Source organism: Blattabacterium cuenoti (assembly GCF_014252115.1).
GTDB lineage: Bacteria > Bacteroidota > Bacteroidia > Flavobacteriales > Blattabacteriaceae > Blattabacterium > Blattabacterium cuenoti_AK.
Genome location: NZ_CP059211.1, coordinates 71,132 through 87,458 on the forward strand (window position 1 = coordinate 71,132; position 16,327 = coordinate 87,458).

General features: G+C 25.1%; 12 protein-coding genes and 1 pseudogene. 9 read left to right on the top strand and 4 right to left on the bottom strand.

All coding sequences use genetic code 11. The annotated features are described in order from the left end of the window. Positions 1–20: 20 nt before the first annotated feature. From H0H44_RS00295 to H0H44_RS00320, 6 genes are all read left to right on the top strand, one after another. A complete protein-coding gene (locus H0H44_RS00295) occupies positions 21–1,865 on the top strand; it encodes a molybdopterin-dependent oxidoreductase family protein (RefSeq protein ID WP_238786150.1) in 1,845 nt (614 codons plus the stop codon). A 156-nt stretch (positions 1,866–2,021) separates the two neighbouring features. Continuing rightward, positions 2,022–4,979, top strand: a complete 2,958-nt coding sequence (locus tag H0H44_RS00300; RefSeq protein ID WP_185871919.1) for a 4Fe-4S dicluster domain-containing protein — start codon at positions 2,022–2,024, stop codon at positions 4,977–4,979. After that, complete coding sequence (nrfD, locus tag H0H44_RS00305) at positions 4,973–6,349, top strand: NrfD/PsrC family molybdoenzyme membrane anchor subunit (protein ID WP_185871698.1); 1,377 nt, start codon at positions 4,973–4,975, stop codon at positions 6,347–6,349. The genes H0H44_RS00300 and nrfD overlap by 7 nt, the downstream gene beginning before the upstream one ends. After that, entirely contained in the window at positions 6,342–6,872 is a 531-nt protein-coding gene (locus H0H44_RS00310) for a DUF3341 domain-containing protein (RefSeq protein ID WP_185871699.1), read from the top strand. Before nrfD ends, H0H44_RS00310 begins: the two co-directional genes overlap by 8 nt. Before the next feature lie 6 nt (positions 6,873–6,878). Beyond that, positions 6,879–7,478: a c-type cytochrome gene (locus H0H44_RS00315; protein WP_185871700.1), complete on the top strand. Its 600-nt coding sequence runs from the start codon at positions 6,879–6,881 to the stop codon at positions 7,476–7,478. A gap of 15 nt (positions 7,479–7,493) precedes the next feature. Then, positions 7,494–8,726 (top strand): hypothetical protein, encoded by a 1,233-nt coding sequence (locus tag H0H44_RS00320; protein ID WP_185871701.1) that lies wholly within the window; start codon positions 7,494–7,496, stop codon positions 8,724–8,726. A 29-nt stretch (positions 8,727–8,755) separates the two neighbouring features. On the opposite strand, the gene H0H44_RS00325 is transcribed toward H0H44_RS00320, so the two are convergent. The 3 genes from H0H44_RS00325 to tsaB all read right to left on the bottom strand — a co-directional run bounded on the left by H0H44_RS00325 (position 8,756) and on the right by tsaB (position 12,033). Beyond that, positions 8,756–9,442: a potassium channel family protein gene (locus H0H44_RS00325; protein ID WP_185871702.1), complete on the bottom strand. Its 687-nt coding sequence runs from the start codon at positions 9,440–9,442 to the stop codon at positions 8,756–8,758. A 6-nt stretch (positions 9,443–9,448) separates the two neighbouring features. After that, the gene (locus tag H0H44_RS00330) at positions 9,449–11,197 is read right to left on the bottom strand and encodes a TrkH family potassium uptake protein (protein WP_185871703.1); all 1,749 of its coding nucleotides are present in this window, start codon (positions 11,195–11,197) and stop codon (positions 9,449–9,451) included. A gap of 194 nt (positions 11,198–11,391) precedes the next feature. Then, positions 11,392–12,033, bottom strand: a complete 642-nt coding sequence (gene tsaB / locus H0H44_RS00335) for a tRNA (adenosine(37)-N6)-threonylcarbamoyltransferase complex dimerization subunit type 1 TsaB (protein WP_185871704.1) — start codon at positions 12,031–12,033, stop codon at positions 11,392–11,394. A gap of 38 nt (positions 12,034–12,071) precedes the next feature. On the opposite strand from tsaB, the pseudogene nadE reads away from it, so the two are divergent. From nadE to cysS, 3 genes and pseudogenes are all read left to right on the top strand, one after another. Continuing rightward, positions 12,072–12,853: pseudogene (gene nadE, locus H0H44_RS00340) on the top strand (NAD(+) synthase). 89 nt (positions 12,854–12,942) lie between these two features. Further along, positions 12,943–13,641, top strand: a complete 699-nt coding sequence (gene folE / locus H0H44_RS00345; RefSeq protein WP_185871705.1) for a GTP cyclohydrolase I FolE — start codon at positions 12,943–12,945, stop codon at positions 13,639–13,641. A gap of 15 nt (positions 13,642–13,656) precedes the next feature. After that, positions 13,657–15,147 (top strand): cysteine--tRNA ligase, encoded by a 1,491-nt coding sequence (cysS, locus tag H0H44_RS00350; RefSeq protein WP_185871706.1) that lies wholly within the window; start codon positions 13,657–13,659, stop codon positions 15,145–15,147. On the opposite strand, the gene H0H44_RS00355 is transcribed toward cysS, so the two are convergent. Continuing rightward, complete coding sequence (locus H0H44_RS00355) at positions 15,144–16,304, bottom strand: trans-sulfuration enzyme family protein (protein WP_185871707.1); 1,161 nt, start codon at positions 16,302–16,304, stop codon at positions 15,144–15,146. The two genes, cysS and H0H44_RS00355, sit on opposite strands and share 4 nt — an antisense overlap. Positions 16,305–16,327 lie beyond the last annotated feature (23 nt).

The window sequence follows — 16,327 nt, forward strand, 5'->3', positions numbered from 1 at the left end:
AAGTGATTAAAAAAATTATTATGAAAATAGATAAAAAAGAAAAAGTATTTGAAAATTATAATCCCATAAAAAAAATACTTAAAGAAAAAACATCAAGACGTGATTTTCTTAAATGGATAGGTTTTAGTACAGCTTCAGTAACTTTAGCCGCTTGCAAAGGTCCAGTTATAAAATCTATTCCTTATGTTGTTAAACCAGATAATATAACTCCAGGAGTTCCTAATTATTATGCATCAACAATGATTGATTCTTTTGATATAGGAAGTATTTTGGTAAAAACAAGAGAAGGTCGTCCTATTAAAATAGAACCTAATTCTTCTTCTAAATATTTTAGTACAACATCTGCAAGAATCCAATCATCTTTATTATCTCTTTATGATGAAGAAAGGTTAAAAGGTCCTTTTTTAAAAGGAAAAAAAAGTTCTTGGAAAGAAATAGACAACTATGTTATTAAACATTTAAAATATTTATCTAAAACGAAAAAAGATATAATTTTTCTTTCTTATTCTTTTCCAAGTTTTTCTACAAAAAAATTAATTCAAAACTTTAAAAATAAATATCCTTTTACTAAAAGTATTATCTATGATCCAATTTCATATTCCCAAGTTTTAAATGCTTCAGAAGAAATATTTGGAGTTCGTGGTTTTCCTATTTTTGATTTGAAAAAATCAGAATTAATAATTTCATTTGATGCTGATTTTTTAGGAGATTGGAGCCCAGAAAATATGGCTAAATCTTATGTTTTTAACAGAACTCCTAAAAAAAATATGATGCAACATATTCAAATAGAAAGTAATATGACAATTACAGGCGCAAATGCAGATATTCGTTTATCTAAAAAACCTTCTGATATAAAAAAAATGTTGTTTGAACTTTTTCAAGTTATTTTTTTAGGAAAAAAAACTAAAGATAAAAATATAGAAAGAATAGTTTTATTAATGAATAAAATGGGACCTAAAAGTGTTATTCTTGCAGATGGAGATCAAGAATCTTATGAATTATCTTTTTTGATTAATATCAAAATAAAAAGTCTTGCTTTACAAAAAAATAAATTTTTTTTATCAAAGGAAAGTAATGACAATGAATTCAAAAATTTTTTGAACAATTTGGAAAAAAAAAATATTGGATGTTTGTTCATTCATGATGTAAATCCTGTTTATAGTCTTCCAATTTCTATTTCTGAAATATTGAAAAAAAATATAAAAAAAATACCTTTAACAGTTTCTTTTTCCACAAAAAAAGATGAAACAAATGAAATTGTGGATGTTCTAGCACCTATTCCTCATTGGTTGGAATGCTGGGGTGATACTAATCCTGTTACTAATCTTTATACACTAATTCAACCTACTATTCAATCTATTTTTAACACAAGACAATTTCAAGATTCTTTAATTATTTGGGGTGAAATGAAAGAAAAAAATTATTACGAATACTTGAAAAAAACTTGGGAAAGAGATATTATTCCTAAATCTAATGTATTTTCTTTTAATGAAGCTTTATTTCATGGTTTTGTTGAAACTAAAAATCAAAAATATGTTTCAAATTATTTTTTGAGAAAAAAAAACGATAAAATACAAAAATATAAAAAAAAGATAATTTACAAAAAAGATAAAAATTCCAATTTTGAACTTAGATTATATACGAAAATTAGCATGGGTGATGGATATCATCATAATAATCCTTGGTTACAAGAGCTTCCGGATCCTATTACACGTACTACATGGGATAACTACTTAACTATATCATCTATTGATGCTAATAGAATGGAATTGAAGAATTGGAATTCAGGAGATGGAGCTTTGAATGCTAATTGTGTAGTAATGATTTTACTATGGAATGGTGTATATCTTGTCATAAAAACGTAGAAATAGATAATAGTAATCGATATTATAAAGAATATTTTCCAAAAAAAAACACAAATAATAAAAACAAAATAACTTTGGATATGATTGGGGGAACAGAATGCGCTAAATGTCATTATTAATGAAGAAAATAAAATGGAAGTGATTAAAAAAATTATTATGAAAATAGATAAAAAAGAAAAAGTATTTGAAAATTATAATCCCATAAAAAAAATACTTAAAGAAAAAACATCAAGACGTGATTTTCTTAAATGGATAGGTTTTAGTACAGCTTCAGTAACTTTAGCCGCTTGCAAAGGTCCAGTTATAAAATCTATTCCTTATGTTGTTAAACCAGATAATATAACTCCAGGAGTTCCTAATTATTATGCATCAACAATGATTGATTCTTTTGATATAGGAAGTATTTTGGTAAAAACAAGAGAAGGTCGTCCTATTAAAATAGAACCTAATTCTTCTTCTAAATATTTTAGTACAACATCTGCAAGAATCCAATCATCTTTATTATCTCTTTATGATGAAGAAAGGTTAAAAGGTCCTTTTTTAAAAGGAAAAAAAAGTTCTTGGAAAGAAATAGACAACTATGTTATTAAACATTTAAAATATTTATCTAAAACGAAAAAAGATATAATTTTTCTTTCTTATTCTTTTCCAAGTTTTTCTACAAAAAAATTAATTCAAAACTTTAAAAATAAATATCCTTTTACTAAAAGTATTATCTATGATCCAATTTCATATTCCCAAGTTTTAAATGCTTCAGAAGAAATATTTGGAGTTCGTGGTTTTCCTATTTTTGATTTGAAAAAATCAGAATTAATAATTTCATTTGATGCTGATTTTTTAGGAGATTGGAGCCCAGAAAATATGGCTAAATCTTATGTTTTTAACAGAACTCCTAAAAAAAATATGATGCAACATATTCAAATAGAAAGTAATATGACAATTACAGGCGCAAATGCAGATATTCGTTTATCTAAAAAACCTTCTGATATAAAAAAAATGTTGTTTGAACTTTTTCAAGTTATTTTTTTAGGAAAAAAAACTAAAGATAAAAATATAGAAAGAATAGTTTTATTAATGAATAAAATGGGACCTAAAAGTGTTATTCTTGCAGATGGAGATCAAGAATCTTATGAATTATCTTTTTTGATTAATATCAAAATAAAAAGTCTTGCTTTACAAAAAAATAAATTTTTTTTATCAAAGGAAAGTAATGACAATGAATTCAAAAATTTTTTGAACAATTTGGAAAAAAAAAATATTGGATGTTTGTTCATTCATGATGTAAATCCTGTTTATAGTCTTCCAATTTCTATTTCTGAAATATTGAAAAAAAATATAAAAAAAATACCTTTAACAGTTTCTTTTTCCACAAAAAAAGATGAAACAAATGAAATTGTGGATGTTCTAGCACCTATTCCTCATTGGTTGGAATGCTGGGGTGATACTAATCCTGTTACTAATCTTTATACACTAATTCAACCTACTATTCAATCTATTTTTAACACAAGACAATTTCAAGATTCTTTAATTATTTGGGGTGAAATGAAAGAAAAAAATTATTACGAATACTTGAAAAAAACTTGGGAAAGAGATATTATTCCTAAATCTAATGTATTTTCTTTTAATGAAGCTTTATTTCATGGTTTTGTTGAAACTAAAAATCAAAAATATGTTTCAAATTATTTTTTGAGAAAAAAAAACGATAAAATACAAAAATATAAAAAAAAGATAATTTACAAAAAAGATAAAAATTCCAATTTTGAACTTAGATTATATACGAAAATTAGCATGGGTGATGGATATCATCATAATAATCCTTGGTTACAAGAGCTTCCGGATCCTATTACACGTACTACATGGGATAACTACTTAACTATATCATCTATTGATGCTAATAGAATGGAATTGAAGAATTGGAATTCAGGAGATGGAGCTTTGAATGCTAATTGTGTAGATCTAATTAACAATAATGAAACTATAATTAAGAATATACCTGTTTTTATTCAACCTGGACAAGCAATAGGGTCTATAGGTTTATCTTTCGGTTATGGTCAAAAAAAAGGAAAATTAGCTAATTTAGTTAATGGAAAAAACGCCTACAGGGTTTATGAAAATTTCCTGAAAATACAAAAAAATATACGAATAAAAAAAGTAGACAAGATACATAAATTTGCTTGTGTGCAATTACATCATACAACAGTAGGAAGAACTTTAGTAAAAGAAACAAATTTGGATATATTTTTAAAAAAACCAAAAGAAATCTGGAATGATGAAGAAAAAATTTTAAATAACAAAGAAATGTTTTCTCCAGAAGAAATTTCGATTTGGAATCAAAATCATGAAAAAGAAAAAAAAAATGGACATCATTTTAACCTATCCATAGATTTAAATGCTTGTATTGGATGTGGGGCTTGCATCATCGCATGTCACTCTGAAAATAATGTTCCTGTTGTTGGGAAAGAAGAGATAGAAAAATCTAGAGATATGCATTGGTTACGTGTAGATAGATATTATTTTTCAGATAATGAAGAAAATATTTATGAAAATCCAAAAATATCTTTTCAACCAATTATGTGTCAACACTGCGAGCATGCACCTTGTGAAACTGTATGTCCAGTTGGAGCTACTTCTCACGGAAAACAAGGTCAAAACATGATGACTTATAATCGTTGTGTAGGAACTCGTTATTGTGCAAATAATTGCCCTTATAAAGTTAGACGATTTAATTGGTTTAATTATGTTAATAATCAAAAATTTGATTTTAATATGAATAATACTTTAGGAAAAATGGTTCTTAATCCAGATGTTGTAGTCAGAACTAGAGGGATTATGGAAAAGTGTTCTTTATGTATTCAAAGAACACAATATGTAATAGGAGTTGCAAAAAAAGAGAATAGGAAAATTAAAGATGAAGAATTTGAAACAGCTTGTAGTGTTTCTTGTCCTACCAAAGCTATTACTTTTGGAGATTCGAACGATCATACAAGTCTAATTTATAAAAAAATAAAAAATACTAGATCTTATAAACTATTAGATTTTATAGGAGTAAGGCCTAATGTATCTTATCAATTAAAAATTAGAAATAGAAAAAATGAAATAGAAAAATTATGTTAAATCATTATGAATCTCCTATAAGGAAACCTTTAATTTTAGGAAAAAAAACATATAAAAATATTACAGATGACATATTAAATCCTATAAAAAATAAAGCTGGAAATTTATGGTGGATATCTTTATTTATTTCCATTTTAGCTTTTTTATGGGGGTTAGGATGTATTTTTTATACTATTGGAACAGGAATAGGTGTATGGGGTTTAAACAAAACAGTCAATTGGGCATGGGACATTACCAATTTTGTTTGGTGGGTTGGAATTGGACATGCTGGTACTTTGATTTCAGCTGTTTTATTATTATTTCGTCAGAAATGGCGTTTGTCTATTAATCGTTCAGCAGAAGCAATGACAATTTTTGCAGTAATCCAAGCTGGACTGTTTCCGATTATTCATATGGGAAGACCATGGAATGCACATTGGGTGTTACCTATTCCAAATCAATTTGGAACTTTATGGCCAAATTTTAATTCTCCTTTATTGTGGGATGTTTTTGCAATTAGTACTTATTTTTCTGTTTCTACAGTTTTTTGGTTTATGGGTTTAATTCCAGATTTTGCAATGATACGAGACCGTATATCAGATCCTTTTCAAAAAAAAATTTATAGTATTCTTAGTTTTGGATGGGGTGGAACATCAAAAGATTGGCAGAGGTTCGAAGAATTATCTTTAGTTTTAGCTGGTCTATGTACACCGTTAGTATTTTCTGTACATACTATAGTTTCTTTTGATTTTTCAACTTCTGTAATTAAAGGTTGGCATAGTACAATATTTCCTCCTTATTTTGTGGCAGGAGCTATATTTTCAGGATTCGCTATGGTTCAAACTTTATTAGGTGTAGCAAGAAAAGTTCTTTCTCTGGAAAGTTATATTACCATAAATCATATTGAATATATGAATATAATTATTTTATTAACAGGAGGAATTGTTTTATTAGCTTATATTTCAGAATTTATTCTTGCTTGGTATTCTGGAAATCCTTTTGAAAAATTTATTTATTTTTCTTTAGAAGCATCTAAAGGACCATTTTGGTGGGCTTTTTGGACTTTGATTATTTGTAATATTATTATTCCGCAGTTTTTATGGATTAAGTCTATACGGAGAAGTTTTTTTTGGTCTTATGTTATAGCTATTATTATAAATATTGGAATGTGGTTTGAAAGATTCGACATTATTGTTTTAAATCTAAGTCATGATTATCTTCCTTCTTCTTGGACTGGATTTATTCCAACATTTGTAGATGTTGGAATCTTTATAGGAACCATTGGTCTATTTTTTACTCTTTATTTATTATATATACGTGTTTTTCCTGTTATTTCGCAATCAGAACTAAAAACAATATTGAAAACTGATCATAATAAAAATAATGAATAAAATGAATATATATGCATTATATGATAATGACCATACGTTGATAAACAGTATCAAAGTTATACAGGATTATAATTATAACATACATGAAGTTTATTCTCCTTTTCCTATTCATAATTTACATGAAGTATTAAAATTAAAAAAAACAAACTTGTCTTTTTTATCTTTTGTATATGGATTATTAGGTTTCTGCATAGCTTGCATATTAACCTGGTATACTATGATTTGGGTTTGGCCTCAAAATATTGGAGGAAAACCCTCTTTTTCTTGGATTAATAGTTTCCCTTCTTTTGTTCCTATTATATTTGAACTATCAATTTTTTTTTCTGCACATTTTATGTGTATAAATTACCTTATACAAGGTCAATTATTTCCAGGACGTATTCCAAAAAATCCTGATCGAAGAACTACTGATAATATGTTTTTAATAGAAATTCATCTTGAAAAAGATGATAAAAAACTAATCGATATTTTGAAAAAAAATGGTGCAATAGAGATTACAGTAAAAAAAATACTCTCTAAATAAAGAATTATGAATAAATATTTTTACGAAATTATTATTGTTATAATGATATTTTTTTTAGAATCTTGTTGGTTTGATAAAACTAAACCTAATGTTGTATATATGCCAGATATGTATTATTCAGAAGCATATGAACCTTATTCAGATCCCTATTCTAATTATAGAAAAGAAAAAGTAATTGGAATTCCTTTTTTTTTAAAAGGAAAAACTTCTTCACTCTTTCCTGTAAAGGGAACCGTTTCTAGAAATGATCTATTTTACAAAGTAGATATTAATAAAATTAAAGGATTTAATCATTATAAAAATATAATTCAAAATCCAATCAAACATTTAGAAAAAAAAGAAATTTCAATAAAAAAAGGAAAAAAATTGTATCAAATAAATTGTTCCATATGTCATGGTGAAAATGGGGATGGAGAAGGAGAATTAGTAAAAAACGAAAAAATTTTTGGAATCCCTAATTATAAAGATAGAGATCTTAGTCTTGGTAGTATTTATTACGTTATTACATATGGTAAAAATAATATGAATTCTTATGCTTCTCAACTAAATGAAGTAGATAGATGGAGAGTATCAGAATATGTTTTATTTCTAAATAAATTAAAGTAAAAAAAATAAATAAATATGTATCACAGAATACATAAAAAAATTATCATTATTATAATAATAGGATTTATTTTCATTTTTTTTGATAAAATGTTCATAGATAAAAAACATAATTTTTCTATTTCTGAAGAAATAGAAAAAAAAACTTTTTTCAAAGAAAATCATCATGATAGTTGGACAACATTATATATTTCCATTGTTTATTTTACCTTTATATCTTTAGGTGCTTTATTTTTTCTTAGTATACAAAATATATCAAAATCAGGTTGGTCCGTTATTATTCATCCTATTATGGAAGAAATTTCTTCTTTTATACCATATGGATTTTTAATGATTTTTATAATTCTTTTGTTAAATACAATGGATGTTATCCACATATTTTATTGGATGGATTCTGATTTATACAATCCTATTTCTTTAAAATATGATAAAATTATTGCAAACAAAAAATTATTCTTAAATATTCCATTCTTCTTAGTGAGAAGCACAATTTACATGTTAGGATGTAGTTTTTTTTATTCAAAAATTAAAAGAATATCTTGTAGGTTATATACATCATATTCATTAAATGATTATAAAAAATTATATTTCAAATCTATTATTTTTATTATATTTTTTTCTTTTAGTTCTATATTTATGATATGGGATTGGATTATGTCTTTAAACCCACATTGGTTCAGTACTTTATTTAGTTGGTACGTTTTAAGTAGTTTTATTATAACAGGTATAAGTGTTATTACAATTACAGCCATTTTTTTAAAAAAAATAGGAAATTTTCCTTTTTTTAATAAAAGTCATTTACATGATTTAAGTAAATATCTATTTTCTGGAAGCTTGTTATGGACTTATTTTTGGTTTTCACAATTTTTGCTTTATTGGTATGGAAATATTCCAGAAGAAGTTATATATTTTATAAAAAGGAAATATATACATTTTTGGGTGTTAATCCCTAATTTTTTAATTCCTTTTTTTGTATTACTTAGTAGTAAGAGAAAATCAAATTACAAAATAGTATTTTTAGTATCTCTAATATTACTTGTTGGACATTACATAAATATGTACAGTTTAATAGCTCCAGATATCCATGATGGAATTAAATTTTGCATATTAGAAGTGATAGGTTTTTTATTAATAATAGGAGGATTTTTTATTTATATTTTGTTTTTGAATTTTCGTAAAAGAAAAATTAATAATTCTGAAGGAAATCCTTTTTTTCAGGAGAGTAAAAATTATAAATATCCTTATATGTAATTAAAAATTTATTTCTTCATGATTATTTACTATTTTTTATCTTTTACAAAATTCATAATAGATTTATTAGAACCAAAAAGTGTTAGTATATCTCCTTTTTGTAAAATAGTATCACCTGTTACTAAACCTATAACTTTTTTCGTAGAAGTTCCTTTAGAAGATAAGGGTTTGTTTCCGTCTCGGATTACAGTAATTAAAGAAACAGAATATTTTTGTGTTAATTTCAAACTTTTAACAGATTTACCACTGAAAGAATGTGGAGAAAAAACTTCAGCTATAGAATATTTACTATCTACTCTAAAATAATCCAAAGCATAATTAAAAGATATTTGTTTAGTTAATCGAAATGCTGCATCTTGTTCTGGATGAATCACATCATTAATTCCCATTGCTTCTAGTATTGTATCATGTATCTTAGACAAAGATCTACTTACAATTCTCAAATTTTTATATTTTTTCAGTATAGCTGTGGTTACTATTGATGAACCTTCATTTTCTCCAATAGCTACAATTCCTAAATCAGCTTGTTGAATAGGTAATACTTCGTAAGCTGCCTCATTATTAGCGTCCATACACACTACATTCGCTATATGATCTTTTAATAAATCTACTTTTTCCATTTTATGATCAATTCCAAAAACTTCATGTCCATTATCTGTTAGATTAAGAGCTAAAGATCTTCCAAAATTTCCTAATCCAATAATTATAATTTTCATATTAATTTAATTAATAAGAACATTTCCTTTAGGATATCTGTAATAATGATGAGAATTTATTTTATTTTTTCGTCTTAAGATACCAATCATAACATTAAAAATTCCTATTCTTCCTAATAACATTAAAAATATCAAAACCAATTTACTTCCACTTGATAAATTAGAAGTAATTCCTAAAGATAATCCTGATGTAGAAAAAGCGGAAAATACTTCGAAAGAAATAGACAAAATATCTTCTTTGGGTTCTAAAAAAATTATGATTAAAATACCTATATATATAATTATTATAGATAACATAATAATTGAAAAAGATAAACGAATAGATTCCGAAGATATTTCTTTTTTTTGTATTTCTAATCTATTTTTTCCTCTAGATAGAGAAATGATATTCATTAATGCTAATGCAAAAGTACTTGTTTTGATACCTCCACCTGTAGAAGCGGGAGAAGCTCCTATCCACATCAAAAGAATAGTAAAAAGAATAGTTACTGGTGTTAAAGTGGTCATATTTAATACATGAAAACCCGCTGTTCTAGATGTTGCTGAAGAAAAAAAAGAAACTATCCATTTTCCATGAAAAGAAGAATGTTCAGAAAGGGAATAATGATATTCACTAATATAATAAAGAATGGTTCCAAAAAAAAGTAAAAAAAAAGTTGTAAATATTACAATTTTTGTGTTTAAAGTTACTACATGTGCAGGACGTCGAAAATCTTTATCTTTAAAAATTTTTAAAAAATATTTTTTAATAGTTAACCATAAATATGTAAAAAAATTGAATAAAATATTAAAACCTATTCCTCCTAATATTAGTAAAAAAGCAACAATGAATTGAAATAAATAATTAAATCTTACAGATTGTGAATATAAACCTTGACTTAAGGTAGAAAAACCACTATTACAGAAAGCAGATATAGAATGAAAAATAGAAAAAAATAAAAGATTATCAGATTCTATCGTATTTTTATTTTTAATAGAAAAATAAATTAATAAAGCTCCTATAAATTCTACTGTTAAAGTAAAAATTACAACTTTTACAGCTAAACTAAGAACGTTACTTGTTGTTTTTGTATTTAAGAAATTACTAACAAAAACGGCTTCTTTAAAGGAAAATCCATCTCTAAAAAAATAACTAAAAAAAGAAGTTATCGTTAATATCCCTAATCCTCCTAATTCGATTAATATAAGTATAAAAATTTTTCCTAAATATGTAAAATCTTTAGCCGTATCTAATACTACTAACCCTGTAACACATACAGCGCTAGTAGATGTGAATAAAGCATCTATAAATGATATTTTGTTTACTGTAGATGCAGGAAGCATTAATAAAATTGATCCTAAAAAAGATAAAAAAACAAAACTTGTAATAAATATGAAAGCAGGATTGTGAATTTTAACATATACTATCCGCATAAAATAAGTGACACGGATTAGTACATATAAAATTAAACTAATAACTGTAGATATTTTTATATCTATAGTTATTCTGTTATAATAAAATAAAAATTTTACAAAATAAAAAACAAGAGAAAATGATAATACAAGGAAGGATAAAAAAATCATAGATCTATAACCTTTTTCAAGATTTTTTTCAAAAAGGATAAAAAAATGAATAATACTTATTAAGAGTACGATTCCTAATAAGATTTCTTCATTAAAATACCGAAAAGTTTTCCATCCTAAAGATAGGACAATATAGATAAATATAATTGGAGTAAATATATCCAAAAAATTTTGTAATTTAATTTGGATCATAAGTTTTGTATGAAATACTTTTTATATTTGTAATATTTCTATTAAGAAATTTTTCTTAATACATTGAAATAAAATTTTATCATATGTATCATTAAATTAATCACAATTTTTTAATATATGCTATAATAAATAGTGTTTTATTTTTTTATAAGTAATTTATTAGATGATTTTTTTTATCATTTATTTTATTTTATTTACAAATAAAAAGGAATATAATTTTCAATATCATTGAATTTTTTCTCACAGAATTTTATGTAAGAAATGCTAGACATATCTATTGAAGATGGTATTTTATATAAAAATTTATTTTTTCCTACAGTAAAAAAAGGTTTCCTATCTTTTATAGGGATATTTCCTATGAAATGGACTTTTTTATTTTTTGAAAAAGAGTAAAAAAAATCATCAGATAATTTTTTTATCTGAATAGGATTTAATCTTTTCTTTGATTCATTAAACAATGAAGTATAAAAAAAATCAGATTTTGCATGTACTACAGGGATTATAAATCCCTTTTTTATATTGATTTTATAAATCATTATAGTGAATGTATCTATAGATAATAAAGGAATATCTAGAGCAGAACACAAACCTTTAGCAGTTGATGTTCCTATTCTCAAAGAAGTATAGGATCCTGGACCTTTATTTATACATATAGATTTCAAGTCTTTCATATGAATTCCGGCAATATTTATTGCATATTGTATGAATGTATGTAATTTTTCTGAATGAAAATATTCTTCCGAACATTCTTCCACAGAAGTCAAACATATTCCATTTTTAGAAATATTGACTGAACAATTTTTGGTAGAAGTTTCTAAATTTAGAATTAAAGACATATTAATTAAATTTTTTTAATCTATTCAAATTAAATAAAATGATAAAAGCAGAAAAAGTAATTAAATACATCGTTTCTTGGATAAAAGAATATATCCATCAGTCCAAATCTAATGGTTTTATTATTGGAATATCTGGAGGAGTTGATTCTTCGGTTACATCTTTTTTAGTTGCTATGACAAAATTTCCTACTATCATATTAGAAATGCCTATTTTGGAAAAAAAAAAAATTTTTTACCTGTAAAACATGCAAAATTTTTAATCAAGAAATTTTCAAACGTTTGTTATCTAAAAAAGGATTTATCTAGTTTATTTAAAACTTTTTATCACATAATGAATGAAATAGAAAATTCCAAATCTTCTTTAGCATTAGCTAATGTAAAATCTCGTATTCGTATGTTAACATTATACTATTATGCTAATATAAAAAACTATCTTGTTGTTGGAACTGGAAATAAAGTAGAAGATTTTGGAGTAGGTTTTTTTACAAAATATGGCGATGGTGGAGTTGATTTGCTTCCTATAGCTGATTTAACTAAAAGTGAAATTTTTTTTTTAGCTAAAAAATTAAATATTATTGATGAAATTCAAAAAGCAAAACCTACAGATGGTCTTTGGGAAGATCAACGATCAGATGAAGATCAACTAGGAGCTAGTTATGATGAATTAGAATGGGCTATGAAAAATATGAAAAAAAAAAATTGTACTATTTCTGAAACAGAATATGAAATTTTAAAAAAATATCAAATTTTACATCAAAAAAATAAACATAAAATGATTCCGATTCCTATATGTAAAATTCCTAACAGGATAAAAAAATGAAAAATTCGTTTATACAAGATCGTTTTCGTATTCGTAACTTTATTTTTTTTCATTGTTTTCTTTTTGAATCAATGGATTAAGCTTATTCTATGATGGAGAAAAAACATAAAAAAATTGTACAAAACAAAAAATTGACGAAAAAATCTAATTCTATTTTTAATCATTCAGTTAACACTAAAATAGATTGTTCCGTAAAGAACAATATATATTTTATGAGTGAAAAAGAAAAAATTGAAGAGATAGAAAAACATTTTTTTCAAATTATGAAAGTTTTAGGTTTAGATATGAGTGATGATAGTTTGCGTAAAACACCTAGACGAGTGGCAAAAATGTTTATAGAAGAGATATTCAGTGGTCTTAATCCAAAAAATAAACCAAGTTTTTCCATTTTTGAAAACAAATATAAATATAACCAAATGTTAATAGAAAAAAATATAACAGTTTATTCCACTTGTGAGCATCACTTCCTTCCCATTGTTGGTAAAGCTCATGTAGGATATATTTCTAATGGAAAAGTTGTGGGACTTTCTAAAATTAATAGGATTGTAAATTTTTATGCAAAAAGACCACAAGTTCAAGAACGTTTAACCATACAAATTGTTCAATCTTTACAAAGATTATTGAAGACACAAGATGTAGCATGTGTTATAAAGGCTAAGCATTTATGCGTAAATTCTCGTGGAATTAGAGATATAGATAGTAGTACTATTACTATGGAATTAATAGGTTCCTTTAAAAGGAATTCAGAAATTCGAAAAGAATTTTTCCATCATATTGGAATTTCTTAAATGAAAGAGAAAAAAATGGAGGAAAATATTTATCAAAAAAAAAATCGAAATCATTTAAAAATATATAATTCTTTAACAGGAAAGAAAGAGGTTTTTCAACCTATTAATAAGGAATATGTTGGAATTTATGTATGTGGTCCTACAGTTTATAATCACTTGCATTTAGGAAATTGTAGGACTTTTATATCATTTGATATTGTATTCCGTTATTTAAAACATTTGGGATATAAAGTTCGTTATGTAAGAAATATTACCGATGTTGGACATTTGGAAAATGAATTTACTGATATAGAAGATAAAATTTCTAAAAAATCTCGTATAGAAGGACTTGAACCCATGGAAATAGTTCAAAAATATACACTTTCTTTTCACAAATTATTAAATGTTTTGAATGTTCTACCTCCAAGTATAGAACCTACAGCAACAGGTCATATTATAGAGCAAATTGATATGATTAAGGAATTGATAAAAAAAAAACTGGCATACGAGATAAATGGGTCTGTATATTTCAATTTGAAAGAATATATGAAATTATATCCTTATGGTGTAATAAGTAAAAATAAAATTGATAAACTTTTTCATAAAGAATTAAAATTTTTAAATGAAAAACGTAGATTCCATGATTTTTCTCTTTGGAAGAAAGCTCACTATAATCATATTATGAATTGGAACTCTCCATGGGGAAAAGGTTTCCCAGGTTGGCATATAGAATGTACTGTCATGAGTACAAAATATTTAGGAGAAATTTTCGATATACATGGTGGAGGAATAGATCTTAAATTTCCACATCATGAATGTGAGTTAGCACAAGCTATGGGTTATCACAATAAAAAATTTGCGAATTATTGGATGCATACTAATATGTTAACTTTAAACGGAAAAAAAATGAGCAAATCTACAGGTAATTTCTTGGAATTAAAAGATATCTTAAACAATAAGATCTTTGAAAGATTTTTTTCTCCTAGTATTTTTAGATTTTATATTATACAATCCCATTATAGAAATGTAATGGATTTTTCAAATAAAGGTCTTGCAAATGCTGAAAAAGGATATTATAAAATAATGAAATCTGTAAATAAATTAATGAATTTTGAACCTAAAATATCCAAAAGTATACCAAAAAATTATAATACTTTTGATATTAATCACTGGATAAATACATGTTATCATGCTATTAATGATGATTTTAATATCCCTTTATTAATTAATCATTTATTTCAAGCTTCTAGTTATATTAACAATCTTCTTAAAGTTGAGAATATAAATATATCTCATTTTAATTTGTTAAAAAAATATATGATTTACTTTGTTTTTGATATTTTAGGAATTCAAAAAATTAATCGTTATGAAGAAAAAGAAAACTCTAGAAAACTGGAAATACTCATAAAAAGATTAATTGAATTCCGTACAAAAGCTAGAAAACAAAAAAATTGGATCATATCTGATATGATTCGTCAAGAATTATCCAATATAGGAATTTCATTTCATGATGAAAAATATTTTTAATATATTGATATTGATTTCAATGCTTGATCAAGATCTTCTATAAGATCTTCTATATTTTCTATACCAAGAGATAAACGAATAAGAGAATCTTGTATTCCTGCATTTATTCTTATTTCTAAAGGAGTAGATTTATGAGTCATAGTTGCTGGATGACAAATTAAACTTTTTGTTCCTCCTAAACTTTCTGCTAGTTTAAATAACTTAGTCGAAGTTACAACTTTTTTTGCTGATTTTATTGTATTTTTTTTAAGGCTAAAAGAGACAATTCCTCCAAAATATCGTTGTTGTTTTACTGCAATAAAATGATTTTTATGATGAGATAGTCCAGGGTAATAAACCCTATCTATTTCATGATTTTTTTTATTCTTTAAAAAAGAAGCGATTTGAAATGCATTTTGAGATTGTTTTTTTATACGTAAATATAAAGTTTGACTTCCTCTTATAGTTAACCAACAATCAATTGGAGATAAAACTCCCCCGGTTGAATTTTGAATATACTTTAGTTTTTCATATAAATCTATTTTTTTTACAGTGATTAATCCAGCTAATACATCCGAATGTCCTGCCAAATATTTTGTAGCGCTGTGAACTACTATATCAGATCCTAATTTTAAAGGATTTTGAATAGCAGGAGAAGCAAAAGTGTTATCTACAACAACTAAAATAGTTGGATTTTTATTTTTAGATTTTTTACTAATATATTCTATATCAGATATTTTTAATGTAGGATTTGTAGGTGATTCTAACCAAATTAATTTTGTATTATCAGAAATCGATGAAATTGTTTTTTCTGCATCTGTTGTATCTACGAATTTAGTATTGATACCTAATTTTTTATATAAATTGAGTAAACGAAATGTCCCTCCATAAATATCATCTACAGCTACTATTTCGTCTCCACATTTTAAAAGTTTCAATATAGCATCTACAGATGCTAATCCAGAAGAAAATGCTAAACTAGCATAACCGTCTTCTAAATTAGTTATTAAATCCTCCAATATTTTTCTTGTAGGATTGTTAGTTCTAGTATAATCGTATCCTTTATGAACGCCAGGAGCTTCTTGAACATAAGTTGATGTTTGATATATAGGAGTAGATATTGCTCCCGTAAGAGGATCAGATAAAATGTTTTGAATAAGCTTAGTTTCTTCCTTCATCGTTAGTTTTTCATAGTTCCATA

Excerpts from the sequence above, each read along its gene's own strand:
- H0H44_RS00295 (WP_238786150.1), top strand. The coding sequence starts at position 21 with ATGAAAATAGATAAAAAAGAAAAAGTATTTGAAAATTATAATCCCATA.
- H0H44_RS00300 (WP_185871919.1), top strand. The coding sequence starts at position 2,022 with ATGAAAATAGATAAAAAAGAAAAAGTATTTGAAAATTATAATCCCATA.
- nrfD (WP_185871698.1), top strand. The coding sequence starts at position 4,973 with ATGTTAAATCATTATGAATCTCCTATAAGGAAACCTTTAATTTTAGGA.
- H0H44_RS00310 (WP_185871699.1), top strand. The coding sequence starts at position 6,342 with ATGAATAAAATGAATATATATGCATTATATGATAATGACCATACGTTG.
- H0H44_RS00315 (WP_185871700.1), top strand. The coding sequence starts at position 6,879 with ATGAATAAATATTTTTACGAAATTATTATTGTTATAATGATATTTTTT.
- H0H44_RS00320 (WP_185871701.1), top strand. The coding sequence starts at position 7,494 with ATGTATCACAGAATACATAAAAAAATTATCATTATTATAATAATAGGA.
- H0H44_RS00325 (WP_185871702.1), bottom strand. The coding sequence starts at position 9,442 with ATGAAAATTATAATTATTGGATTAGGAAATTTTGGAAGATCTTTAGCT.
- H0H44_RS00330 (WP_185871703.1), bottom strand. The coding sequence starts at position 11,197 with ATGATCCAAATTAAATTACAAAATTTTTTGGATATATTTACTCCAATT.
- tsaB (WP_185871704.1), bottom strand. The coding sequence starts at position 12,033 with ATGTCTTTAATTCTAAATTTAGAAACTTCTACCAAAAATTGTTCAGTC.
- folE (WP_185871705.1), top strand. The coding sequence starts at position 12,943 with ATGATGGAGAAAAAACATAAAAAAATTGTACAAAACAAAAAATTGACG.
- cysS (WP_185871706.1), top strand. The coding sequence starts at position 13,657 with ATGGAGGAAAATATTTATCAAAAAAAAAATCGAAATCATTTAAAAATA.
- H0H44_RS00355 (WP_185871707.1), bottom strand. The coding sequence starts at position 16,304 with ATGAAGGAAGAAACTAAGCTTATTCAAAACATTTTATCTGATCCTCTT.